Source organism: Actinomadura chokoriensis, assembly GCF_041463665.1.
Lineage (GTDB): Bacteria > Actinomycetota > Actinomycetes > Streptosporangiales > Streptosporangiaceae > Spirillospora > Spirillospora chokoriensis_A.
In genome coordinates this window covers 81,660-105,805 of sequence record NZ_JAXCEJ010000012.1, presented here as the reverse complement: position 1 = coordinate 105,805, position 24,146 = coordinate 81,660, and the positions used below count along the sequence as shown (strand labels likewise).

The window sequence follows — 24,146 nt, the reverse complement described above, 5'->3', positions numbered from 1 at the left end:
CTGTGGCCACGTCCGAGGAAAGGTGTGGCCATGGCGATCGGGTTGACGGAGGAGCACGAGGCGCTGGCGGCGTCGGTGCGCGGGTTCGCGGAGCGGAACATCACCCCGCGAACCGCGCGGGACGCGGACGCCGGATTCTGGCCCGCGCTCGCCGCCCAGGGGCTCCCCGGCCTGCACCTGCCCGAGGACGCCGGCGGGCAGGGCTTCGGCATCCTGGAGCAGGCCGTCGCGCTCGAGGAGCTCGGCCGGGTGCTCGCCCCGGGCCCGTACACCCCGACCGTGCTGGCGTCCGCGATCCTGCACGCTTGCGGAGCCGACGTCTCCGGCTTGGCGGACGGATCCCGAACCGCCGCGGTTGCGCTGTCCGGCAGCCTGGACGTGGACGGCTCGACGGTCTCGGGCGCGGTGCAGCCCGTGCTGGGTGCCCCGCTTGCCGACGTGTTCGTCCTTCCGGCCGGCGACCGCTGGGTCGTCCTAGACCGGGCGGATGTGACCGTAGGGGATCTGGAGTCACTCGACATCACGCGTCCCGTTGGGTCGGTCACCGTGGACGGCGTGACCGTCGACCGCTTCTACGACCGGGTGGACGCGCACGCCCTCGCAACCGTTCTGCTGGGTGCGGAGGCTTGCGGCGTGGCGGGACGGGCCCTGGACGACGCCGTCGCCTATGCCAAGCTCCGCGAGCAGTTCGGCCGTCCGATCGGCCAGTTCCAGGGCGTCAAGCACAAGTGCGCCCGGATGCTCATCGCGGTCGAGCGTGCCAGGGCCGCCGTGTGGGACGCCGCGCGCGCTCTGGACGAGCCAGAAGAACAGCGTGCCTACGCCGTCGGGGTAGCAGCGGTGCTGGCCGCCGACGCCGCGGTCACCTGCGCTGAGGGCAACATCCAGGTTCATGGAGGCATCGGCTACACCTACGAGCACGATGCCCACCTCATCTACCGGCGGGCCATGACGGTCCGCGCGCTCTTGGGGCGGGCCAGCAAGCACAGGGCCGATGTCGCCGCGCTCGCGGTGCAGGGCGTCCGGCGGCCGATGAGCATCGAACTGCCCGAGGACGCCGAGCCGGTCCGCGCGGAGATCCGCGCCCGCGTCGCCGAACTGGCCTCGATGGAGTTCCTCGAGCAGCGGGCCGCGATGGCGGAGGGCGGCTGGGTGACGCCGCACCTGCCCGAGCCGTGGGGACGGGGCGCCGGGCCGCTGGAGCAGATCGTGATCCAGCAGGAGCTGAAGGCGGCGAAGGTGCGCCCGGTGCCGCTGATGATCGCGGGGTGGGTCGTCCCGTCGCTGGTCCAGTACAGGACGCCCGAGCAGCAGGAGCGGTTCCTGCCGCCGACGCTGCGCGGCGAGATCATCTGGTGCCAGCTGTTCTCCGAGCCGGGCGCGGGCTCGGACCTCGCCGGGCTGCGCACCCGCGCCGAGCGCGTCGAGGGCGGCTGGAAGATCACCGGCCAGAAGATCTGGACGTCCCTCGCCCGCGAGTCGCAGTGGGGCATCTGCATCGCCCGCACCGACCCCGACCGCCGCAAGCACGACGGCATCACCTACTTCCTCGTGGACATGACGTCGCCCGGCATCGAGATCCGCCCGCTGCGCGAATGCACCGGCGAGGCGGTCTTCAACGAGGTGTTCCTGGACGGCGTGTTCGTCCCGGACGACCTCGTCGTCGGCCCGGTCAACGCCGGCTGGCGCGTCGCGCGCACCACCCTCGCCAACGAGCGCGTCGGCCTGACCAGCAGCTTCCAGCTCGGCGGCAACGTGCCCAAGCTGCTCGACCTCACCGCCGGGCTCGGCCTGGACGGCGACCCGGTCGTCCGCGACGGCATCGGAAACCTGGTCTGCGACGAGCACTCGTTCAACCTGCTCGGCCTCCGCGCCACCCTGAAGCAGCTTTCGGGGACGGACCCGGGCGCGACGGCGAACGTCCGGAAACTCGTGGCGATGGAGCATGGCCAGCAGGTCACCGAGTTCGGGTTCACCCTCCTCGGCGAGGACGGCGCGCTGACCGGCGGCCGGAAGGCCGACCTGCGCGCCCGCTGGACCTTCTACCTTCTCGCGTCCCGCGCGATGACCATCGGCGGGGGGACTACGGAGGTCAACCTCAACGTGATCGGCGAGCGCATCCTGGGGCTGCCGCGGGACCCTGAACCGGTGGGGTAGGGCCCAGACCGGCATGAGGTAGCGTCCAGGCTCACATGGGGGAGCGGACGCGGCACCTGGTGGCCGCACTGACCGGGCTGGGGCTCGGGCTTGCGGCACTCGGGCCGGGGCTCGCACCCGGGTTCGTGCTGTCGTACGACATGGTGTTCGTGCCCGATCCCGCGTTCACGGACCTGACGTTCGGGATGACCGGGATCGTGCCCAGGCACGTCCCGAGCGACGCGTTCGTCACCGCGCTCGCGGCCGTCGTCCCGGCGGACATCGTGCAGAAGCTCGTGCTGCTGGCGGTCTTCGTCATGGCGAGCACGTCGGCGGCGTCGCTGGTGCCGTCCCGCCGCCTCCTGCCGCGCCTCGCCGCCGGGGTCTGCTACGCCTGGAACCCGTTCGTCGCCGAACGGCTCCTCCTCGGCCAGTGGGCGCTGCTGCTCGGCTACGCGGCCCTGCCCTGGGTGGTGGCCGCCGCCGCCCGCGTGGACGAGCCCGGCGGCGGCCGGCGCCTCGTCCGCACCCTGCTCCCCGCCGCCGTCGGTGGTTTCGCCGCCCTGACCGTCACCGGAATCACCGCCCTCGCCGTCGCCCTGACGACCGGCCGCGCCCGTGGCCGCGCTGGTCTCCAGGTCGTCGCGGCGGTGGTGTTGCTGAGTCTGCCGTGGCTCGTGCCCGGGGCGCTGCGGCCGGCGGGGCTACCGGGGGACGGCGCGGCCGTCGATCTGTTCGCGTCCAGGGCGGACACGCCGTTCGGGACGCTCGGGAGCCTGCTCCTGCTCGGCGGCGTGTGGAACGGCGAGACGGTTCCGAGAGGCTACGGGGCGCCGGTGACGGCCACGGTCTGGTTGCTCGTGGTGGTCATCGCGCTCATCGCCTACTGGAAGTGGGGCAGGCAGCCCGTTTGGTGGCGCGGCGCGGCCGTCGCGGCGGTGGTCGGCTTCGTGATCGCGGCGCTGGGAGCGGTCGCCGCGCCCGTCCTCGAAGCGCTCATCGGCCTCTGGCCGGGGTTCGCCGTGCTGCGGGACGGGCAGCAGTACGTCGCGCCGCTCGCCGTGGTGATCGCGGTGGGGGTCGGCGTGGCCGCCGACCGGGCCGCCGAGGCGAGATGGCCGGGAGTGGCCGCGGCGGCGACGGCAGTGCCGGTGTTCCTCCTGCCGACCCTGGCGTGGGGCGCGGCGGGCGAGTTGCGGGCCGTCCAGTATCCGGACGGCTGGGCGCGCGCGCGGCAGATCATTGACCGCGACCCTGAGCAGGGCGACGTGCTGGTTCTGCCGTGGGCGTCGTACCGGAGTTACGCCTGGAACCACGGTCGTCGTGTGCTCGACCCACTGCCCCGCTACCTGCATCGGCGCGTCATCGTGGACGACGCCGTCATCGTGGACGGCACGACCGTCCCGCAGGAGGATCCGAGGGCCGTCCGGCTCACGCCGATCGCGAAGAGCGGGGCTCCGCCCGCCGCGGCGCTGCGTGACGAGGGAATACGTTATGTCGTGGTCGACGCGGAGACCGGCGCGATCCGGCCGTCCGGGGCGGCGGTCGAGGTCATGAGAAGCGCTGACCTCGTCGTCTACCGGATCGATGGGGTCGCGGAGGTGGCCGGGGAGCGAGTGCCGGCGGCGCCCGTGGCGGCCGCCTGGGGCATCGTGAGTCTGGTCGTTATCTGGTCAATTCTGGCCCCAGGCACTACTCTGAGCCTTCCATTACTCGGCAGTACCAAGGCTCGCAGCCCCCAGCATCGACGAAGGACCCCCTGATGCGCATCGCCATCGCCGCAGTGGTCGGCGTTCTGCTCGCCGCTGGAGCGTCGTTCGGCACGGTCCAACTCGTGAACGCCTCCCAGCAGGACCCGGTCATCAAGCCGCTGTACAACTACGGCTCCCGGTGACGTGTAGGCCCTGATGGGGACCTGGCGTGACGGCCCCGCCCTCCTGGAGATCGTCGTTCCCGCCTACAACGAGGCCGAGCGGCTTCCGGCGGGGCTGGCCGCGCTGTGCGACAAGCTCGCAGCCCTTCCGCTGCGGGCGGAGGTCATCGTCGTCGACAACGCCAGCACCGACGGGACGGCCGGGATCGCCCGGTCGTTCGAGGGTCCGGTGCCGGTGCGGCTGGTCCGCTGCGAACGCCGGGGCAAGGGAGCGGCGGTCCGGGCCGGGCTGCTCGAGTCGCGGGCCCCGTACGTGGGGTTCATGGACGCCGATATGGCAACAGACCTCGCTGCGCTGGACGAAGCCATCGTCCTGCTGCGCGAGGGCCGCCCGGTCGTGGTCGGGTCAAGGCGCCACGGTCGGTCGGTCGTCCAGGGATACGCGCTGCCGGTCAGGCGGCTCGGCGCCATCACGTTCAACCGGATCGTCCGCGACCTCGTGGGCGGCATCCAGGACACCCAGTGCGGTTTCAAGTTCTTCGACGGGCCGCTGGTGCGGGCCGCCGCGGAGGAGTTGCGCACGACGGGTTTCTCGTTCGATGTTGAGCTGCTGGCCCACTGCGTGCGGCGGGGAGCGTCCGTGACGGCCATTCCGGTGGTCTGGCGTGACCGTCCCGGCTCGACGTTCTCGGTGAGGCGTCACTCGTTGCAGTGCATGCTGGACCTGGCGCGCATCCGCGCGCGCGTCGGCTTCCGTATGCCCGCCGCCCCGGCAACGCCGGTCACTCCCGTGGTGCCCATCCGGACGATCCTCGCCGAGTCGAAGCTCAGCGAGCCGCATGCGGTGCCGATCTCCATCCCCGAGCAGGCGTCGACGCCGAGCGCCAAGTCGGGATGAGCGCGGTTCTGCGGCTGGCGGTCGTCAACTGGCGGGATCCCTGGCATCCCGCCGCCGGCGGTGCCGAACGCTACGCCTGGGAGCTGGCGCGCAGGTTCGCCGGTCAAGGGGACCGCGTCCACTACGTGACGTGCAGGGCCCCCGGGCAGAAACGCAGGGAACGGGTCGAGGACGTGGAGTTCGTGCGTCTCGGCGGCCGGTTCACCGTCTACCCGCTCGTCCTGCTGTGGATGCTGGGGAACCGTCGCCGCTTCGACGCGGTCATCGACTGCCAGAACGGCATCCCGTTCTTCACTCCGTGGGTGCTGCCTCGCCGCGTACGGGTGTTCTGCGTCATCCACCATGTGCACGACGCCCAATTCAGCCTGTACTTCCCCAGATGGCTGGCCTGGCTCGGGCAAGTGCTTGAGGGCCCCGTGAGCCGCTGGACGTATCGGCGACATGCGTTCGTCGTCGTTTCGCCGTCCACGTTGCGCGCCGTGAGGGAACGGCTGGGCTGGACGGGGACGGTCCATGTCGTCCACAACGGGTCGTCAGTCGCCGAACCTGATGGTGTGGTCTCGGAACCCGCCGGCGAGCCGGACCTGGTGTGCGTGACCCGGCTCGTCCCGCACAAGCGCCTCAACCTGCTTTTGGACCTCGCTCAAAGCCTCGCCGAAACCCGGCCTGGGCTGAAGCTCCACATCGTGGGGGACGGCCCTGAAGCGCCCGCGCTGGAAGCCGCAATCAACGCGCGTGGCTTGGACGGCGTCGTCATCGCCCACGGCTACGTCCCCGAGAACGTCAAGGCGACCCTCGTCGCCCGTGCCGACCTGCACCTCAGCACGTCCCAGGGCGAAGGGTGGGGGCTGAGCGTGATCGAGGCCGCGGCGCTGGGCGTCCCGACCGTCGCGCACGACGTGGACGGCCTGCGCGACGCCGTCCGCGACGGGATCACCGGATGGCTCGTCCACCAGGGCGATGACCAGGCCGGAGTCGTCGAGCGCGCCCTCAAGGAGCTGGACGATCCCACGCGGCGCGATCAGATGGCCACGGAATGTCAGAGGTGGGCGGCAGGCTTCGACTGGGCGCGCACCGCCGACCGGATGCGCGAGCTGATCGGCACCGCCGTCCGCGAGGCGGGCGGCCGCCGGTACGGTGGCGGGCACCCTGGCTGACGTCCCGGGAGAACGCGCGCTCCCGGGAGGACGCAGGTCCCCGGCAGAACACGGAGCCACCGGAGAAGACGGAGCCACCGGAGAAGACGGAGCCACCGGAGAAGACGGAGCCACCGGAGAAGACGGAGCCACCGGAGAAGACGGAGCCACCGGAGAACACGGAGTCACCAGAGGAAACGGAGAGGGGCGGAGGGCGAGCATGGCCGTGGGAGAGGCGAATCCGCCCCGCGCCGGCGCGTCCCGCGGGCCCGCCCCGGGCGACGGGACGGGCGGCCCGGACGCCGCCGCGCGGCTGCGGGAGCGGCTGCGCGCCGTGGCGTGCTGCCTGGCGCTGACCGCGATCGCGTTCGGCACCCGGCCCGGCGCGATCCTCGCCGACACCAAGATCGACATGGCGGTGAACCCGCTCGGCTTCCTCGGCCGCGCCCTCCACCTGTGGGACCCCGAGCAGTTCGGCCAGCTGCAGAACCAGGCCGTCGGCTACCTGTTCCCGATGGGCCCGTTCTTCGCGCTCGGCGACGTACTCGGGATGCCCGCGTGGATCACCCAGCGGTTCTGGCTGGCGCTGCTGATGTGCCTGGCCTTCGCCGGGACGTGGCGGCTGGCCGGGCGGCTCGGCATCGGCGGGACCGGGCAGGGCGGCCGCGGCCAGGGCACCCGCATGTTCGCCGCGATGGCGTATGCGCTCGCCCCGAACGGGCTGGCCACGCTCGGCCAGATCTCCTCGGAGTACCTGCCGGTCGCGATGCTGCCGTGGATCGTCCTGCCGCTGGTCACCGCGGCCTCCGGCGAGGGCGGGCGGCTGAAGGCCGCGGCCCGGTCCGGGCTCGCGATCGCCTGCTGCGGCGGGATCAACGCGACCGCGACCGTCGCCGTCCTCGTCGTCCCGTTCATGTACGTCGTGACGCGGCCGCGCGGGTCGCTGCGCGTCCGGATGCTCGCGTGGTGGTCGGCCGCCGCGGGCGCCGCGACCGCGTGGTGGCTCGCCCCGCTGCTGCTCACCGGCACGTACGGGTTCTCCTGGCTGACCTACACCGAGAAGGCCGATACGACGACCGGGCCGACCGGCCTGATCAACGTGCTGCGCGGCGCGGAACGCTGGGTCAACTACCTGATCGTCGACGGCCAGGTCTGGTGGCCGGTCGGGCACGGCCTCTCGCTCAGCCCGGTCCCGATCATCTGCACGGGCGTCGTCGCGGCGCTCGGCCTGGCCGGGCTGCTCGGCCGGCTGCTCCCGGAGCGGACGTTCCTGCTGCTCACCCTGCTGGCCGGGCTCGCGATCGTGTCGATGGGCCACATCAGCGACATCCCGGGCCCGTTCGCCGCCCAGCTCCGCGACCTGCTGGACGGCCCGCTCGCACCGCTGCGCAACCTGCACAAGTTCGACGCGGTCGTCCGGCTGCCGCTCGCGCTCGGCCTCGCCCACCTGCTCGCCGCCGCCGGCGGGCGCCTCCACGACGCGCGCACCGCACGGGACGGCCGGGTGCGCGGCCTGAGCGACGGCGGCCCGGCGTTCGGCCTGACGCTCCGGTCGCTGGTCAGCCTGCCGGTCGCCGCCGCCGTCGCGCTCGGCGGCATCGGCCTCACCGCGATCTCGCACGGCCTGTCCGGGCCCGGCGAGTTCAAGGAGGTGCCGAGGTACTGGCGGGACGCCGCGTCGTGGATCAACGCGCGGGCCGGCCAGCAGGGCGTGCTCGCCGTCCCCGGGGCGCCGTTCGGCGAGTACCTGTGGGGCCGTCCGATGGACGACATCGTCCAGCCGCTGCTGACGGCGCGGTGGGGCGTCCGGCAGCTCGTCCCGGCCGGGTCGCCCGGCTACACGCGGGCGCTGGACGCCATCGACCAGCAGGTGCGCTCCGGGCAGGGCTCGCCGGGGCTGAGCGACTTCCTCGGCCGGATGGGCGTCCGGTACGTCCTGGTCCGCAATGACCTGCGGCGGGAGACGCTGCGCGGCGCCTGGCCCGCCCGCCTCCACCAGGCCCTGGACGATTCGCCCGGCATGCACCGGGTCGCCGCGTTCGGCCCGCCCGTGGGCGGCGGCAACGACGACGCGGTGACGGCCGTCGACCAGGCGTACCCGCCGCTGGAGGTCTACGAGGTCGAGGGCGCCGCCGACGTCGTGAACCTGGCCGACGCGACCCGGCCCGTCCGCGTGTACGGCGGGCCGGAGTCGCTGCTCGCCATGGCCGACGACGAGGCGCTGCCGGACGGGCCCGTCCTGCTGGACGACGACGCCTCCGACCTGGCGGGCACCTCCGTCGTGACCGACTCGCCCCGGCTGCTGCGCCGCAACTTCGGCGAGCTGCACCAGACGTCGGAGACCCTGCCGGCCGCCCGCCGGGGAGAGGCCGTCGACGTCCTGGACAAGGGCTGGATGCGCTACACGACCCAGGCCGTCTACGGCGGCGGGGTCCGCGGCGTCACGGCGTCCACGTCGGCGGCCGGTGACGACGCGATCCCGCAGGCGCGCAAGCCCGAGGCGACCCCGTACGCCGCGTTCGACGGCAACCGGCTGACGGCCTGGGAGACGGGCGGCTGGAAAGGGCCGTCCGGGCAGTGGCTCCGCGTCGACTTCGACCGGGCCCGCGATGTCGGCGACCTGACCGCCACGTTCGTGCAGAACGACGCCTTCGGTCCGGCGGTCTCGCGGGTCGCCGTCGAGACCGAGAACGGCACGCTCGAGCAGGACGTGCGGAAGAGCGCGAACCCGCAGGCGCTCCGCGCGCCGGACGGGCCGACCCGCTGGCTGCGGCTGCGCATCACCGCGCTCGCCTCGAAGCCGATCGTCCCCGCGTTCGCGCGCGCGGCGGTCGCCGAGGTGTCGATCGGCGGGGTGACGCCGACCCGCACGTACACGATGCCCGCACCCGGCGGGATCGACGGCCCGGCGACGTACGTGATGAGCCGGGCGCCGGGTGCGACCAGCGAATGCGTCAAGGGCAGCGTGCGGTGGGTGTGCTCACCGTCCCTCGCGTCCGGTGACGAGGAGGGCTCGGGCTTCGACCGGACGTTCACCTCGGCGGTCACCGGCAAGGCGCCCGTCACGGGGACGGCCGTCCTCACCGACCAGAATCTCGTCGACCGGTACACCGCCGTGCACGGCCAGCCGCTCGTCGCGGCCAGCTCGACGAGGTCCGGCCACCCGGCGGACCAGGCCAGATCGGGCTTCGACGGCGACCCGGCGACGTCCTGGATCGCGGGGGAGAAGGACGCGGAGCCCACGTACACCGTCCAGTGGAAGGGCCGCAAGCGGGTGTCCACGGTGACGGTCACCCGGCCGGCCGGCGCGGCGGGCCCGGTCCGGCTGCGGGTCGAGGGCGCGAACGGCCAGAGCCGGGAGGGCCTGTCGGACGCGGCGGGCAGACTGTCGTTCGCGCCGATGACCACCGACCGGCTGACGATCACCTTCTTCCGGGACGGCCGGACCCAGCCCGTGCAGCTCGCCGAGTTGACCGTCCCCGGCGTGAAGCCGTTCCCGGACGTGCGCACCTACCCGCTGGAACTCCCGTGCGGATTCGGCCCGAAGCTCCAGGTGGGCGCGGACCGGTCCGGCGCTTCCCAGCCCGGCGTGGGCCAGGGCGGCGGCCGGGCGGGCAAGAAGCAGGCCGGGGTCGTTCAGACGAAGGCGACCGGGACGCTCGGCGACCTGCTCGCCGGCCGCCCGCTCCGGTTCGCCGCGTGCAAGCAGGCCGTGCTCACCGAGGGCCGGAACCATCTGGCGTCCGTGCCGTTCGACACCTACCGGCTCGACACGGTGACGGTCGGGGCCAAGCCGGGGCCAGACGCCGCCGCCCGGCCGCCGCAGCAGGTCAAGGTCGTCAGCTGGGGCTCCAGCTCCCGCACGGTGGAGGTGGACGCCGGTGCCGCCTCGTTCCTCACCGTGAACGAGAACTTCAACGCCGGCTGGCGCGCGACCGCCGGCGGCGCCGTTCTGCGGGCCGTCCGCCTGGACGGGTGGAAGCAGGGCTGGCTCGTCCCCGCGGGCACCGCCGGCGCCGTCGAGCTGACCTACACGCCCGACCGGGCCCAGCGGATCGCCGTCGTCACCGGCCTCAACCTGCTCCTCGTCCTGCTGATCGCCGCGGTCTGGCCGGGCCGGTCCGGCGGCCGGCGCCGCCCCGATCCGCGCGCCATGGTCGCCGGGACGGGCTGGCCGGCGTGGGCGGCGATCGGGCTCGCCGCCGCGCTCGGCGGCTGGATCGCCGGGGCCCCCGGCGTCGCCGTCACCCTCGGCGTCGCGGCCCTGTGCGGCTGGGCCCGCACCCGCCGCTCCGCCGTCCTGCGCGCGATCGCCTCCCCGTGGACGATCGCGATCGCCATGCTCGCCGGCACCGGCTGCCTCGCCGCCGCGATGTGGCTGGACCTGCTCGGCAACCCGTCCGCCCCGTCCGGTCCGGTCGGCGACATCGCGCCCCAGCTGCTGGGCCTCGTCGTCGTCGGGCGGATCGCGGCCGAGCTGTGGCGGCCCAGACCGTCCGGCGGCGGCTCCGGCGGGCCGATCCCGCTCAGCTGGACGGCACCCGCGCCGGGGCCGGGCGGGCCCGGTCCCGGCGCCGGGCCAGCCGCTGGACCGGCAGCTCCACCAGGTAGTGGCTCAGGGCCCCCGCTGCGATGGACGCCGCAGCCATCAGCGGAAGATCCGTCGCGACGTCCCCCCGGAAACCCCGGTCCGTCACGTCGTACCAGGAGACGATGATCAGGAGCTGCCACAGGAACACGCCGTAGGAGATCCGGCCGAGGAACCGCATCACCGGGTTGGCGAGGATCGCGCCGAGCGCGGGCTGCCCGGCCGGGGCCAGCGCGACCGGCGCCACCAGCGCCGCCGCGCACAGCCCGAACACGACGAGGTGGAGGGTGGACGTCCAGAAGGCGTCGGGTGTCTGGAGGCTGAGCGGGCCCGCCGCGGGCGTCGCCGCGACGACGTACAGCATCGCCGCCGCGGCCCAGCACGCGCCCCAGGAGTCGGACACGGCCCGGCACAGCGCCGCGACCGGGCGCCGCTCGTCCAGCCGCGCCCACACCGTCACCACCGCGAGCGCCATCCCGATCGCGAACCACACGAAGTACCGCGGAAGCCACAGTCCCATCTGTGAGTGCCGTTCCGGGACGAACATGGCGGCCGTCCAGGGGAGCGACAGTGACGCGTACACGCCGATGCCGATCAGCAGCCGCCTGGCCCGGACGCCGACGTCGTGGGTCCGGACCCGGCGCGCGTACCAGGTGAGGATTGCCGCGGTGAACGGCAGCGTGACGTACCAGCCGACCTCGACGACGAGGCTCCAGAACTGCCCGAGATGCGCCGGCCCGAGATCGCCGTTCCACCACGGGTCGGGCAGGTACGTCTGCGTGAGGGTGAGCAGCGAAACCCACGTGACGGGGTCGCCGACATGGTCTCGCCCTGCCGTGACCATGTAGACGACGATCACGGCCCAGTAGGCGGGCATGATGCGGAACACCCGCTTGCGCAGGTACTCGATCGTGCGCGGGGCGGCGCGCCCGTCCAGGGCCGCCGCCGCCCACGGCCGGTAGAGCAGCAGGCCCGACAGCGTGAAGAAGATGGGCACGCCGACCTGCCCGCCGTTGAACAGCCACCGCGGGCCGTCCGGGTTGGTGATCGAACCCGCCGCGCTGGCGACGTGGAAGACGAGGACGGCGAGCGCCGCCACCGCCCGCAGCCCGTCGAGGGTGTCCTGATGGCCGGAGACCTGCGGTGGCGCCGGTCTCACGGGTCCTTCTTCCGCAGGACGAGGACGAGGTTCCAGGTGGCGATCTCCCGCAGGCCCGGGACGCGGACGATCCCCTCCGCCCAGCGCGGATGGTAGCGCGGCAACGCGTCCAGAACGTTGACGTCGTCGCGTCCACGCGCCCATGCCAGCGCCGACGACACCGACACGGCGTGCAGGTTGAGGCCGTACCGGTTCTTAGGCGGACGCCCGGTCCGGCGCTCGTACCAGCGGGCGGCGCGGTCGCCGCCGAAGTAGTGCCAGGGCGAGGTCTCGTGCCCGCCCCAAGGCGACAGCCAGTTGGTGAACGACAGGAAGACCGTCCCGCCGGGGCGCGTCACCCGGACCATCTCGTCGGCCATCCGCCACGGCTCCGGCACGTGCTCCAGGACGTTGGACGAGAAGCAGACGTCGGCGGACGCCGCCCGGAACGGCAGCGCCAGCGCACTGGCGACGAGCTGGTTCGACTCGGGGACGCCGTGCGCGGTCAGCTCACCGAGGTCATGGTCGATCCCGGTACACCGGGCCCCCGCGTCGGCCAGCGCGCGCGCAAAGAACCCGAAGCCGGTACCCACGTCTATGACGCGGGCGCCCTCCAGGTCGGTGTACGAACTGAGCTGCGCGACAGTGTCACGTGCCATCAGGTCATAGAAGTACTCCGGCTCGCTCCGCTCGCGCCGGAACGCGCTCAACAACCGCACCGACCGCGCCAACGTCGCGCAGTGCCGGGGAACGAGCACCCGCCCGGGCGCCGCTGATTGACCATGTGCCGCCGAGGTCAAGGACCACCTCACTTGCCGGGATGCCGAAGTAACGCGGAGCTTACCGGCCGGTACGGCCCCGCGGCAGCCACTCCGCCCCAGTTCACGCGGGGGTTCGCGCCTCTCCTGCCGGTCGTCCGGGTTTCGGCGGTCCTGTATGGTAACCGGACATGCCGGACACGGCCTCTCGGCCGTTGACCTCGCCGGCAGCCCCCGGAGGTGTTCATGCGGCGACCGGTCGGCCTGGTCCTGATCGGCCTCGGTGCCTTCTTCCTCACGCTCGCGCCGCTGGTCCGCTTCTACGTGGCCGACCAGGTGGTGGTCGCGCCGCTGAACCGCTACCAGGTGTCGCTCCTGGAGTCGAAGAACGCCACGTACTTCGACCAGGCGGAGCTGAAGACGAAGACCGGCGTGACGCTGCTGGCCAAGAACACCGTCCGCGGTGACGTCCGCGCCAACGAGGGCGACGACGACATCGCGGTCTGGGACTCCACGACCAACATCTACGACCAGGCCAAGCCGGACAAGCCCATCCAGATCCAGGGCTTCCGCATCGCCTTCGACCGCAGGACGGCCGTGCTGGTCAACTGCTGCGGCGTCAACGTCGACGGTGACAACGCCGTCCGGATGTCGGGTTACGGGCTGCTGTTCCCGCTCGCGGGCGTGCAGAAGCGCGACTACCCGTTCTTCGACATGACGACCAAGCAGGCCGCTCCGATGGTGTTCGGCGAGGTCGAGAAGGTCCACGGGCTCACGACGTACCGGTTCACCCAGACGATCCCGCTGACGAAGACCGCGGCGCTCGACACCAAGCTGCCCGCCAAGATGCTGGGCCTGCCCGAGGACGCGGGCAACCAGAAGGTGGACCGTTACACCGAGGCGTACAACACCGTCTGGGTCGACCCGCGCACCGGCATCCCGGTGAAGCACCGCAAGAACATCCGCAGCACCGTCCAGACGGCGGACGGCAAGGGCAGGATGATCGTCGCCCAGGCCGACCTGATCAGCGTCGACCAGGACCAGAAGGCCATGGTCGACCTGGCCAACAGCACCGCGCTGCGGATCGACATGGTGCGCAGCTACATCCCGGCGGGCTCCATCTTCCTCGGCCTGATCCTCATCTTCGTCGGCGGCTTCCTCGGGCTGGCCCGCCGCGAGCCGCCGCCCATCGAGGCCCCGCGCCGCCCCGACGGCAAGTTCGGCGACATGTCCCCGCCGAGCCCGCCGGGCCCGCCGAGCCCGTCGACCGCGCAGGCCCCGGCCGGCTCTTCGGCGCCCGCGCCCCCGCCCGGCGCCGCACCGCCGGCCGCGCCCTCTCCGCCCGCACGCCGCTCACCCCCCGGCAGCCAACGCCAGCAGCGCAAGGCGGCGGGCCCCTCCAAACGCCGCTGACCCCTCCGGGGCCGGTCGCCGTGGCCGCCGCGCTCCGCGGAAGTTCTGCTGATACGTGTTCTAGTCCGGCCGTCCGCCTGCCCGTGCCAGGTCGGCGCCCGGGGCTCGCGTGCGGTCGCGGCCGGCTGTTCTTACCTCTGTGACGATGGGGGCGGCGCATCACGGGTGGACGGTGCCGGTGCGCGATGGGACGCGCGGTGGCCGTGCCGACTTTTGTAAGTAGAACCTGTTGCAGTTTTGCGGGTGCGCGCTTAGGGTCGTGGCTGTGCGGACACGAGTCACCGAACTATTCGGCATCGAGTACCCGATCTTTGCGTTCAGTCACTGCCGCGACGTCGTCGCGGCCGTGAGCCGCGCCGGCGGCATGGGCGTCCTCGGCGCCCTGCATTTCACCCCCGAGGAACTTGAGCTGGAGCTCAAGTGGATCGACGAGCATGTCGGCGGGAAACCCTACGGCGTGGACGTGGTCATGCCCGCCAAGTACGAGGGCGCCGACCTGGGCGACGCCGAGGAGCTGCTCGGCAGGCTGCAGGGCATGATCCCGGCCGAGAACCGGAAGTTCCTGGAGGACCTGCTCGCCGAGCACGGCGTCGAGCCGTCCACCGAGACGGCGACCAAGGCGCTGCTCGGCTGGACGGACCAGACGGCCCGGCCGCAGGTCGAGGTCGCGCTGAAGCACCCGATCGCGCTGCTCGCCAACGCGCTCGGGCCGCCCCCGGCCGACGTCGTCGAGCAGGCCCACGAGCACGGCGTGAAGGTCGCGGGGCTCGCGTCCAACGCGCGGCACGCCCGCAAGCAGGTCGACGTGGGCGTGGACATCATCGTCGCGCAGGGCACCGAGGCCGGCGGCCACACCGGCGACGTGTCGACGATGGTGCTGATCCCCGAGGTCGTGGACGCCGTCGGCCAGGACACCATCGTGCTGGCGGCGGGCGGCATCGGCCGGGGCCGGCAGATGGCCGCGGGCATGGCGCTCGGCGCGGACGGCGTGTGGACGGGCTCCATCTGGCTGACCGTCGACGAGGCCGACACCCCCGAGCGGGCGCTGCCGAAGCTGCTCAACGCCACGTCCCGCGACACCGTCCGGTCCCGGGCCTGGACGGGCAAGCCCGCGCGCTTCCTCAAGACCGCGTGGACCGAGGCGTGGGAGGGCGAGAAGTCCCCCGGCTACCTGCCGATGCCGCTGCAGTTCATGCTGATCGCGGACGCCCTGCCGCGCATCCAGCGTTCGGGCGACGGCGAGCTGGTGACCTTCCCGGTCGGCCAGATCGTCGGTTCGATGAACCAGGTCAAGCCGGCCGCCCAGGTCGTCTACGACCTGATCGAGGAGTACGTGGAGTCCATCGAGCGCCTCAACACCATCACCGAGGCCTGACGACCCGCCGCGAAGAGGCCCTGGCCGGCGCCGTCCCCCAAGTCGCCGGCCGGGGCCTCGTCGCGCTATGGCGCGGTACCGGTGCCGCCCGCTCAGAACCGCGTCATCCAGGACAGGGCGCGGGCGAGGACGTAGTAGACGACCCCGGCGATCGTCCAGTTGATGTAGAGCTGCTCCTTGGGGTCGTTCCGCGTGAAGGCGTCCTGGAACGGCGTGGCGAGCCACCGGCCCGCGTCGAGCGTGGCGTCCACCAGGGTGTTGGCCGGGTTCGCCTCGCCCCAGGTCAGCAGCATCCCGAGCGCCAGGATCGCGGCGGCGGCCCAGCCCGCCGCCATGATCATCATGCTGATCGGGTTGGGCCTGCTGCGCCGCCACCGCGACGGCTTCCGCTCGACCACCACGGTCTTCGTGGCGTCGTCCGCCTCCGTGCGTCGCGGCCACAGCCGCCGCTGGGGCGTCTCCTCCGTCGTCGTACTGCGCTGCCTACGTCCTAGGTGCAAGGCCATGGCTCGCTCAGTCCTTCCGTGGTTCGCTTCGCCCCAAGCGATGCCACGGAAGGGATCCCGCAAAACGCGGGCCGATTTACGGGCGCCCGATAATGCGCATACCGGGCGTCTCCCGCCGACTCGTCCTGGCCGGAAAGGGGGCTATTTGCCGTGGTAGACGGCGGGACGCTTCTGCGCGAAGGCGCGGGAGCCCTCCTTGGCGTCCTCCGAGCCGATGACGGGCCAGCCGATCTCGTCGGAGATCTTGAGGGCCTCCTCCTCCGGCAGATGCTGGGTCTCGCGGTAGGTGCGCAGGATCCCCTGGACGGCGAGCGGGCCGCACTCGGCGATCTGGTCGGCGAGTTCGCGGGCGGCGGCGAGGGCCTGGCCGTCCGGGACGACCTTGTTGATCAGGCCCATGTCCAGGGCCTCCTGCGGAGTGACCGAGCGGGCGGTGAGCAGGATGTCCATCGCGTGGGCGTAGCCGATCTGGCGGGGCAGCCGGATCGCGGAGCCGCCCATCGGGAACAGGCCGCGCTTCGCCTCGTACAGGCCGAGCGTCGCGCCCTCGGCGACCACCCGCAGGTCGGTGCCGACGAGCAGTTCGGTCCCGCCGGCGACCGCGAAGCCCTCGATGGCGCAGATGAGCGGCTTGGTCGGCTGGCCTTCGCGTAGCAGGCCCTTCCAGTGGAAATTCGGGATCTGCGCCATCCGCTCCTGGACGCGCGGGTCCGAGGGCTGCTGCCCCATGGCCTTCAGGTCGGCGCCGGCGCAGAAGGTCCCGTCGGCTCCGGTGAGGATGCCGACCCGCACCTCGGGGGTGTCGGACATGTAGGCCCAGGCGTCGGCGAGGCCGACCAGCATGGACGAGCTGAGCGCGTTGCGCGCCTCGGGCCGGTTCATCGTGACGATGACGACGTGGCCGTCGCGCTCGACGATGCAGTGCTCGGTGCTGATCGGCAGCCGTTCCGCCATGATTCCTCCAGCTCAGATGTCAAACGAGAACAGATTCTAGTTAAGCACCTGCCCTACCGGTAGGGGTTGAACTCCAAAACGAGAACGTGATCTACTTTCCTCGCCGAGTGCCGCCGTGTGACGGTGCTCACCGTGATCACTTAGGGGAGTTCCGATGGGGTCATTGGGCTTTTGGCGGTTGGCGCAGGCCGATCCCGAGTGGATCGCGTGCGTCGATCCGGACGGGACGCAGCACGCGGCGGGCGACCTGCTGGCCCGCTCGAACCGGCTCGTCCACGGGCTGCGCGCGCTGGGGCTGGAGAAGGGCGACGGCATCTGCGGGCTCGTCCCGAACGGTGTCGACGGCCTCGTGCTGTACCTGGCGGCGCTGCAGGCCGGCTGGTACTACACGCCGATCAACTGGCACCTGACCGGGCCGGAGATCGGCTACATCGTCGCCGACAGCGAGGCCAAGGCGTTCATCGTCCACGAGCGGTACGCCGCGGAGGGCGTGCGCGCGGCGGAGGAGATCGAGCCGCACCGCCGGTTCGCGCTCGGGGACGTCGAGGGCTTCCGCCCGTTCGCGGAACTGGTCGAGGGTCAGCCCGACACCCTCCCGGACGACCGCAGCAACGGCGCGACCATGCACTACACGTCCGGGACGACCGGGCAGCCGAAGGGCGTCAAGCGTGCGCTGATGGGGATCGATCCCGATGACAGCGCCGAGCTGATGACGTTCCTTCTCGGGCTGTTCGGCATCCCGCCGGGACGTCCGGCCGGGGGCGAGCACCAGGCGCATCTGATCACCTCACCGAACTACCACACGGCCGTCACCCAGTTCGGCGGCACCGCCCTGCAGATGGGCCACACGCTCGTCTACATGGACAAGTGGGACGCCGAAGACACTCTGAGAGTGATCCAAGAACACCGCGTGAGCAATACCCACATGGTCCCGACGCACTTCAAGCGGCTGCTGGCGCTGCCCGAGGACGTCCGGTCCCGCTACGACGTGTCGAGCATGAAGTGGGCGATCCACGCGGCGGCGCCGTGCCCGGTGCCGATCAAGCAGCAGATGCTCGACTGGTGGGGCGACTGCATCTGGGAGTACTACGCGGCCACCGAGGGCGGCGGGACGATCGCGAGCCCGGCCGACTGGCGCGCCCACCCCGGCACGGTCGGCAACGCGTGGCCGATCAGCGAGCTGCTCATCGTGGACGACGACGGCGAGCCCGTCCCGACCGGGACCCACGGCACGATCTACATGAAGATGGCCGGCGTCGAGTTCGAGTACAAGGGCGACAAGGAGAAGACGGAGAAGAACCGGCTCAAGGACTTCTTCACCGTCGGGGACATCGGCTACCTCACCGAGGACGGGTTCCTGTTCCTGTCCGACCGCAAGGCCGACATGATCATCTCGGGCGGCGCGAACATCTACCCGGCCGAGATCGAGAACGAGATCATCCTGCATCCGAAGGTCACGGACGTGGCCGTGTTCGGCATCCCGGACGAGGAGTGGGGCGAGCAGATCAAGGCCGTCGTCGAGGCCGCCGAGGGCACCGAAGCCGGCCCGGACCTCGCCGCCGAGATCCTCGCGTCGCTGGAGGGCCGGCTCGCCAAGATGAAGTGGCCGAAGAGCATCGACTTCATCGAGACGATGCCGCGCGAGCCCAACGGCAAGCTCCTCAAGCGCAAGCTGCGGGACCCGTACTGGAAGGACCGCGACAGTGCCATCTAGCACGGCATCTAACCCGGGGCCCGCCGAGACTCCGCAGCCCAACCACGTCATCGGGTTCCCCGGCGGCTACACCCGCTCGGTCGGCCCGGTGATCGGGCGGTTCCTGAGCGAGCTGCGCGACGGCCGTCTGGTCGGCGTCCGCACGGCGGGCGGCAGGGTGCTCGTCCCGCCAGCGGAGTGCGACCCCGAGACCGGCGAGGACGTCACCGGTGAGTTCGTCGAGGTCGGCCCGGTGGGAACCGTCACGACATGGTCGTGGGTGCCGCGCCCGGCCAAGGAGCACCCGTTCGACCGGCCGTTCGCGTGGGCGCTGGTCCGCCCGGACGGCGCCGACACCGCGCTGCTGCACGCCCTCGACCTCGGCGTCTTCGAGGAGGGCGCGAAGCCGCCGAGGTTCCTGAAGACCGGGATGCGGGTGCGGCCGAAGTACCGCGCGGAGCGGACCGGGACGATCAACGACATCGAGTGCTTCCTGCCCGAGGTCACGATGATCAACCCGCAGGCCGGCCTGGAGTACCGGCTGAAGGGCGGGCGGGCGCTCGGCCGGTTCCTGGAGGGGATCGCCGAGGGCCGGATCATCGGGCACCGCTGCCCGGTGTGCGAGAAGGTCATCGTGCCGATGCGGGGATTCTGCCCGCGCGACGGCGTGGCCACGTCCGAGGAGGTGGAGCTGCCCGACACCGGCACCGTCACCACCTTCGCGGTCAACAACATCCCCGACCCGCGCGCCCCCGAGGTGCCGTTCGTGTCCGGTTACGTCCTGCTGGACGGCGCCGGCCTGACGATGCTGACGCTCGTCGCCGGCATCCCGGCCGACCAGGTGCGGATGGGCATGCGGGTGAGGGCGGCGTGGCGGCCCCGCGAGGAGTGGGACCGGTCGATGGCCAACATCAAGTGGTTCGAGCCCATCGACGAGCCCGACGTCCCCTTCGAAGAGATCAAGGACTTCATGTGATGCGTGATGTCGCCGTCGTCGCGTTCACCCAGAGCCGGCACGTCTCCGAGGACCAGGGGATCGCGGAGACCGAGATCGTCCTGCCGGTGATCACCGAGATCAAGGAGCGGACGGGGCTGTCCCGGTTCGGCTTCACCTGCTCGGGCTCGTGCGACTACCTGCAGGGCGCTCCGTTCGCCTTCGTGTCCGCGCTCGACACGCTCGGCGCGTGGCCGCCGATCTCCGAGAGCCACGTCGAGATGGACGGCGCGTGGGCGCTGTACGAGGCGTGGGTGAAGCTGCAGATCGGCCAGATCGACACCGCGCTGGTGTACGGGTTCGGCAAGTCGTCCCAGGGCGACCTTCGCGCGATCATGGGCCAGCAGCTCGACCCGTACCACCTGGCTCCGCTGGGCGTCGACCAGGTGTCGATGGCCGCCATGCAGGCCCGGGCTTACATGGACAAGTCGGGGGTCAAGGAGGACGACCTGCGCGCGGTGGCAGCGCGGTCCCGGGCGTCCGGCCGCGACAACCCGTTCGCGCTGCACCTGCCGGACCCCGAAGGTGACGACTACGACGTGGCCCCGCTGCGCCCTTACGACGTGGCGCCCGTCACCGACGGAGCGGCGGCGATCGTCCTCGCGGCCGGCGACACGGCGCGGGAGCTGTGCGAGCGTCCCGCGTGGATCACCGGCATCGACCACCGCACCGAGCCGCACGCGCTGGGCGTGCGCGACCTGACCCGGTCGGAGTCCGCCCGCATCGCAGGGGACAAGGCCGGTGCGGCCGGGGTCGAGGTCGCTGAGCTGCACGCGCAGTTCAGCCACGAGGAGCTGATCCTGCGCGAGGCGCTCGGCCTGGGCGACGGCGTGACGGTCAACCCGTCCGGCGGGGCGCTGTCGGCGAACCCGGTGATGGCGGCGGGCCTCATCCGGATCGGCGAGGCCGCGTCCCGCATCCACGACGGGACGGCGTCCCGGACGCTCGGGCACGCCGCGTCCGGCCCCTGCCTCCAGCAGAACCTCGTCTGCGTCATGTCGGGAGAGAACGATGGCTAACCGTTGCGCGATCATCGGCGTCGGGCAGACCGAGTACAAGACCAAGCGGCTGGACGTGTCGATGGCGGGCCTGCTCCGCGAGGCGGCCCGGCGCGCCCTCGACGACGCCGGGCTGACCTGGAAGGACATCGACGCCGTCGTCGTCGGCAAGGCGCCCGACCTGTTCGAGGGCGTGGTGATGCCGGAGCTCTTCCTGGCGGACGCGCTCGGCGCGACCGGCAAGCCGCTGCTGCGGGTGCACACGGCCGGCTCGGTCGGCGGGTCCACGGCGATCGTCGCGGCGAACCTGATCCAGTCGGGGGTGCACGAGCGGGTCCTCACCCTCGCGTGGGAGAAGCAGTCGGAGTCGAACGCGACGTGGGCGCTGACGGTGAACGGGCCGTTCACGACGTCCCTGGTCGTCGGCGCGGGCGGCTACTTCGCCCCGCACATCCGCGCCTACATGCGGCGGTCCGGCGCGCCCGACCACATCGGGACGCTCGTCGCGGTCAAGGACCGGCAGAACGCGCTGAAGAACCCGTACGCGCACCTGAAGATCCCCGGCATCTCCCGCGAGATGGTCGAGTCGACGCCGATGCTGTGGGAGCCGATCCGCTACCTGGAGACGTGCCCGTCCTCGGACGGCGCGTGCGCGATGGTGCTGGCCTCGGAGGACGCGGCCAAGAAGGCCCCGGCTCCGCCCGCCTGGGTGCACGGCACGTCGATGCGCTCGGAGCCGATGCAGTTCGCGGGCCGCGACAGCGTCAGCCCGCAGGGCGGCAAGGACGCGGCGGCGGACGTGTACCGGCAGGCCGGCATCACCGACCCGCGCAGCGAACTCGACTGCGCCGAGGTGTACGTCCCGTTCTCCTGGTACGAGCCGATGTGGCTGGAGAACCTCGGGTTCTGCGGCGACAACGAGGGCTGGAAACTCACCGAGGCGGGCGCGACGGCGCTGGACGGCGACATCCCGTGGAACGCCTCCGGCGGCGTGCTGTCGTCCAACCCGATCGGCGCGTCCGGGATGATCCGGTTCGCGGAGGCGGCGCTGCAGGTGCGCGGCCAGGCGGGCGACCACCAGGTGGACGGCGCGCGCCGCGCGCTCGGCCACGCCTACGGCGGCGGCGCCCAGTTCTTCGCGATGTGGATCGTCGGCAGCGACAAACCCTGATTCTCTCACTCAAAGGCGCGATCACCCCCCGGAGGCGCTCCGATGGAGTACAACCACGCTGACCTGTTCGAGGGAGTCGCGGACGTGATCGGGGACCGTGTCGCCCTGATCTGCGGCGATCAGCGGCTCACGTTCGCCGATCTGGACGAGCACGCGAACCGGCTCGCGCACCATCTGCAGGACGCGGGCGTCGAGCCGGGCCAGCATGTCGCCGTCCAGCTCTACAACGGTGTCGAGTACGCGGCGGCGCTGCTGGCCCTGCTGAAGATCCGGGCCGTGCCGATCAACGTCAACTACCGGTACGTGGAGAGCGAGCTGCTCTACGTGTACCGGGACTCCGACAGCGTCGCACTGCTGTACGACGTGGAGTTCGAGGACCGGGTCGCCGCGACCGTCCCGGAGGCGCCCAAGCTGAAGCATTTCGTCGCGGTGGGCGGCGCGCCGTCCATCCCGGGCGCGGTCGCCTACGACGACGCGGTGAAGGACGCCGGCGGCACGCGCGCCGGCTTCCCGGCCCGGTCCAAGGACGACCTCTACATCATCTACACCGGCGGGACGACCGGGATGCCCAAGGGCGTCATGTGGTCGACAGAGGAGATCATCTTCGCGTTCTGGAACCCGACGGTGCCGCGTCCGTCCAAGCCCGAGGACATCGTGGAGAACGCGCGGAGCGGCGGCCCCCTGACCATGATGCCGATCGCGCCGCTGATGCACGGCGCCGCGCAGGTGGCCACGTGGATCGCCTGGTTCATGGGCGCGACGCTCGTCTACACGCGCAAGTTCGACGCGGCCGACGTGTGGGCGACGATCGAGCGGGAGAAGGTCAACTCCGTGACGATCACCGGGGACGCGATGGCGATCCCGATGGCGGACGAGCTGGCGCGCGGGAGCTACGACACGTCCTCGCTGGTGGCCTACGTGTCCACGGGCGCGATCTTCACCGGGACGGTCCGGGAGCGCATCCAGGGGCTGCTCCCGAACACGATGATCCTCGACCGGTTCGGGTCGACCGAGTCGGGCTCGACGGCCGAGGCGGTCGCAGGCTCGACGCCGGAGAAGGGCCTGCGGTTCGCCCCGGACGTGGAGAACGTCACCGTCCTGGACGACGCGCTCCAGCCCGTCAAGCCGGGGTCGGGCGTCGTCGGCCAGGTCGCCCGCACCGGGCACATCGCGCTGGGCTACTACAACGACCCGGAGAAGACGGCGAAGACGTTCCCCGTGGTGGACGGCAAGCGCTGGCTGCTCACCGGCGACATCGCCACCGTCGAGGAGGACGGGTCGATCGCCGTGTACGGGCGCGGCTCGCAGGCCATCAACACCGGCGGCGAGAAGGTCTTCCCGGAGGAGGTCGAGGCCGTGCTGAAGGGGCACCCGGCCGTGTACGACGCGGTCGTGACCGGTATCCCGGACGAGCGCTGGGGGAACCGCGTCGCGGCGGTGATCCAGCCGTCCGGGGACGCGCCGTCCTCCGAGGATCTGGACGCGCACTGCCGCCGGGAGCTGTCGGGCTACAAGGTGCCGCGCGTCTACGCGTTCGTCGCCGAGATGAAGCGCTCGCCCGCGGGCAAGGCCGACTACCGGTGGGCCAAGCAGATCGCGGAGGACGTGCCGTAGGCGCGACGCGCGGTAGCCGGGACACGGTAGAGGTCGGCCCCGAACCTTCGTGGGATTCGGGGCCAGGAGCGGACCTCTGTTAGTGGTCCTAACAAAAGCCATGATAGGGGTGACCTGGGAGTGCTCTGATCGCCGGACCCTGAGTCGTGAGCCACATGGCGCGCCCTGCCGGGTGGTTCTGTCCGGATCCGGCCACTAGGCTCTCTCTCATCGGGAGACGCTGAGGAAGAGGTGGGCGTGTCGACCCCGGACCGCGCGCGGTTGGCCGAGATACAGCGGGAGATGCAGCGCAGCACCATGTTCACCGTGCTGCTGCACCATTCCACCGCGAGCAAGGCGGGGCTGAACGTCACCGACGCGCAGTGCGTGAACGCACTGAAGCTGGACGGGCCGCAGACCCCCGGGCAGCTCGCGCAGCTCATGGGCATCACCACCGGCGGCGCGATCACCGCCGTCATCGACCGGCTGGAGCGGGCGGGATACGTCAAGCGCACCCGCGACCCCGATGACCGCCGCCGCGTGATCGTCGAACTGGTCCCGGAGAACGTCGCCGAGTTCGCCCGCTACTTCGAGCCGATCTCCCACGCGTTCCACGAGCGCCTCGGCGCCTACAGCGACGAGGATCTGGCCGTCCTGCTGCGCTGGCTCCGCGAGAACAACGAGGCGATGCCCGGGGTCATCGAGGAGATCCGCGAGCTGCCCTAGCCACGCCCCGCCGGGCCGGCTGCGGAGCGGTGCCTCTCCCCGGTCACATCTCCGCGGGTCACGTCTCCGCGGGTCACGTCGGTTCCGGGACGGCCCCCGCCAGTCCCGGAACCGAGCGCACCGGGTCCGGAGACGGCCGCGGCGGTCCCCCCGGCCGCGGCGACCGTCCCCGGAGTCTTGTGCTCGGACGGCATCA

The 24,146-nt window shown here is 71.8% G+C and carries 17 protein-coding genes and 1 pseudogene; 14 read left to right on the top strand and 4 right to left on the bottom strand.

All coding sequences use genetic code 11. The features are described from left to right. Positions 1–30 precede the first annotated feature (30 nt). From SM418_RS19770 to SM418_RS19745, 6 genes and pseudogenes are all read left to right on the top strand, one after another. Positions 31–2,157, top strand: coding sequence for an acyl-CoA dehydrogenase family protein (locus SM418_RS19770; RefSeq protein ID WP_371942562.1), 2,127 nt, complete (start codon positions 31–33; stop codon positions 2,155–2,157). Positions 2,158–2,192: 35 nt separating this feature from the next. After that, positions 2,193–3,899, top strand: coding sequence for an MmpA family trehalose lipid delivery protein (locus SM418_RS19765; protein WP_371942563.1), 1,707 nt, complete (start codon positions 2,193–2,195; stop codon positions 3,897–3,899). Further along, the gene (locus SM418_RS19760; RefSeq protein WP_281181612.1) at positions 3,899–4,030 is read left to right on the top strand and encodes a hypothetical protein; all 132 of its coding nucleotides are present in this window, start codon (positions 3,899–3,901) and stop codon (positions 4,028–4,030) included. The genes SM418_RS19765 and SM418_RS19760 overlap by 1 nt, the downstream gene beginning before the upstream one ends. Before the next feature lie 13 nt (positions 4,031–4,043). Next, complete coding sequence (locus SM418_RS19755; protein WP_371942564.1) at positions 4,044–4,907, top strand: glycosyltransferase; 864 nt, start codon at positions 4,044–4,046, stop codon at positions 4,905–4,907. Next, positions 4,904–6,064: a glycosyltransferase family 4 protein gene (locus tag SM418_RS19750; RefSeq protein ID WP_371942565.1), complete on the top strand. Its 1,161-nt coding sequence runs from the start codon at positions 4,904–4,906 to the stop codon at positions 6,062–6,064. Before SM418_RS19755 ends, SM418_RS19750 begins: the two co-directional genes overlap by 4 nt. 199 nt (positions 6,065–6,263) lie before the next feature. Beyond that, positions 6,264–9,464 (top strand): annotated as a pseudogene (locus SM418_RS19745) (alpha-(1->3)-arabinofuranosyltransferase domain-containing protein); the annotation flags it as partial. Positions 9,465–10,569: 1,105 nt separating this feature from the next. Here the strand turns inward: SM418_RS19745 and SM418_RS19740 are convergent. Both SM418_RS19740 and SM418_RS19735 read right to left on the bottom strand, forming a co-directional pair. Further along, the gene (locus tag SM418_RS19740) at positions 10,570–11,790 is read right to left on the bottom strand and encodes an acyltransferase family protein (RefSeq protein WP_371966084.1); all 1,221 of its coding nucleotides are present in this window, start codon (positions 11,788–11,790) and stop codon (positions 10,570–10,572) included. Next, entirely contained in the window at positions 11,787–12,569 is a 783-nt protein-coding gene (locus SM418_RS19735) for a class I SAM-dependent methyltransferase (RefSeq protein ID WP_371942567.1), read from the bottom strand. Before SM418_RS19735 ends, SM418_RS19740 begins: the two co-directional genes overlap by 4 nt. 204 nt (positions 12,570–12,773) lie before the next feature. Between SM418_RS19735 and pgfA the strand changes: the two genes are divergently transcribed. Together pgfA and SM418_RS19725 are read left to right on the top strand one after the other, a co-directional pair. Beyond that, positions 12,774–13,940: a cell envelope lipid trafficking protein PgfA gene (pgfA, locus tag SM418_RS19730; protein WP_371942568.1), complete on the top strand. Its 1,167-nt coding sequence runs from the start codon at positions 12,774–12,776 to the stop codon at positions 13,938–13,940. A 265-nt stretch (positions 13,941–14,205) separates the two neighbouring features. Beyond that, positions 14,206–15,315, top strand: coding sequence for an NAD(P)H-dependent flavin oxidoreductase (locus SM418_RS19725; protein ID WP_371942569.1), 1,110 nt, complete (start codon positions 14,206–14,208; stop codon positions 15,313–15,315). A gap of 92 nt (positions 15,316–15,407) precedes the next feature. Here SM418_RS19725 and SM418_RS19720 read toward each other — a convergent pair whose 3' ends face one another. Together SM418_RS19720 and SM418_RS19715 are read right to left on the bottom strand one after the other, a co-directional pair. Further along, on the bottom strand, positions 15,408–15,821 hold the full coding sequence (locus SM418_RS19720; protein WP_371942570.1) for a hypothetical protein: 414 nt from the start codon (positions 15,819–15,821) through the stop codon (positions 15,408–15,410). A 141-nt stretch (positions 15,822–15,962) separates the two neighbouring features. Beyond that, on the bottom strand, positions 15,963–16,775 hold the full coding sequence (locus tag SM418_RS19715; RefSeq protein WP_371942571.1) for a crotonase/enoyl-CoA hydratase family protein: 813 nt from the start codon (positions 16,773–16,775) through the stop codon (positions 15,963–15,965). 154 nt (positions 16,776–16,929) lie between these two features. On the opposite strand from SM418_RS19715, the gene SM418_RS19710 reads away from it, so the two are divergent. The 6 genes from SM418_RS19710 (at position 16,930) to SM418_RS19685 (ending at position 23,950) form a co-directional block, all read left to right on the top strand. Continuing rightward, complete coding sequence (locus tag SM418_RS19710) at positions 16,930–18,489, top strand: acyl-CoA synthetase (RefSeq protein ID WP_371942572.1); 1,560 nt, start codon at positions 16,930–16,932, stop codon at positions 18,487–18,489. Further along, positions 18,479–19,444 carry a Zn-ribbon domain-containing OB-fold protein gene (locus tag SM418_RS19705; protein WP_371942573.1) on the top strand — a complete coding sequence of 322 codons (966 nt, stop codon included), beginning with the start codon at positions 18,479–18,481 and terminating at the stop codon, positions 19,442–19,444. The genes SM418_RS19710 and SM418_RS19705 overlap by 11 nt, the downstream gene beginning before the upstream one ends. Further along, positions 19,444–20,481, top strand: coding sequence for a thiolase family protein (locus SM418_RS19700; RefSeq protein ID WP_371942574.1), 1,038 nt, complete (start codon positions 19,444–19,446; stop codon positions 20,479–20,481). Before SM418_RS19705 ends, SM418_RS19700 begins: the two co-directional genes overlap by 1 nt. After that, positions 20,474–21,631: a thiolase family protein gene (locus tag SM418_RS19695; RefSeq protein ID WP_371942575.1), complete on the top strand. Its 1,158-nt coding sequence runs from the start codon at positions 20,474–20,476 to the stop codon at positions 21,629–21,631. Before SM418_RS19700 ends, SM418_RS19695 begins: the two co-directional genes overlap by 8 nt. A gap of 42 nt (positions 21,632–21,673) precedes the next feature. Next, a complete protein-coding gene (locus SM418_RS19690; RefSeq protein WP_371942576.1) occupies positions 21,674–23,245 on the top strand; it encodes an acyl-CoA synthetase in 1,572 nt (523 codons plus the stop codon). A 237-nt stretch (positions 23,246–23,482) separates the two neighbouring features. Continuing rightward, on the top strand, positions 23,483–23,950 hold the full coding sequence (locus SM418_RS19685) for a MarR family winged helix-turn-helix transcriptional regulator (protein ID WP_371942577.1): 468 nt from the start codon (positions 23,483–23,485) through the stop codon (positions 23,948–23,950). The last annotated feature ends 196 nt before the right edge of the window (positions 23,951–24,146 follow it).

Excerpts from the sequence above, each read along its gene's own strand:
- SM418_RS19760 (WP_281181612.1), top strand. The coding sequence starts at position 3,899 with ATGCGCATCGCCATCGCCGCAGTGGTCGGCGTTCTGCTCGCCGCTGGA.
- SM418_RS19765 (WP_371942563.1), top strand. The coding sequence starts at position 2,193 with ATGGGGGAGCGGACGCGGCACCTGGTGGCCGCACTGACCGGGCTGGGG.
- SM418_RS19700 (WP_371942574.1), top strand. The coding sequence starts at position 19,444 with ATGCGTGATGTCGCCGTCGTCGCGTTCACCCAGAGCCGGCACGTCTCC.
- SM418_RS19690 (WP_371942576.1), top strand. The coding sequence starts at position 21,674 with ATGGAGTACAACCACGCTGACCTGTTCGAGGGAGTCGCGGACGTGATC.
- SM418_RS19755 (WP_371942564.1), top strand. The coding sequence starts at position 4,044 with ATGGGGACCTGGCGTGACGGCCCCGCCCTCCTGGAGATCGTCGTTCCC.
- pgfA (WP_371942568.1), top strand. The coding sequence starts at position 12,774 with ATGCGGCGACCGGTCGGCCTGGTCCTGATCGGCCTCGGTGCCTTCTTC.
- SM418_RS19695 (WP_371942575.1), top strand. The coding sequence starts at position 20,474 with ATGGCTAACCGTTGCGCGATCATCGGCGTCGGGCAGACCGAGTACAAG.
- SM418_RS19720 (WP_371942570.1), bottom strand. The coding sequence starts at position 15,821 with ATGGCCTTGCACCTAGGACGTAGGCAGCGCAGTACGACGACGGAGGAG.
- SM418_RS19710 (WP_371942572.1), top strand. The coding sequence starts at position 16,930 with ATGGGGTCATTGGGCTTTTGGCGGTTGGCGCAGGCCGATCCCGAGTGG.
- SM418_RS19770 (WP_371942562.1), top strand. The coding sequence starts at position 31 with ATGGCGATCGGGTTGACGGAGGAGCACGAGGCGCTGGCGGCGTCGGTG.
- SM418_RS19750 (WP_371942565.1), top strand. The coding sequence starts at position 4,904 with ATGAGCGCGGTTCTGCGGCTGGCGGTCGTCAACTGGCGGGATCCCTGG.
- SM418_RS19715 (WP_371942571.1), bottom strand. The coding sequence starts at position 16,775 with ATGGCGGAACGGCTGCCGATCAGCACCGAGCACTGCATCGTCGAGCGC.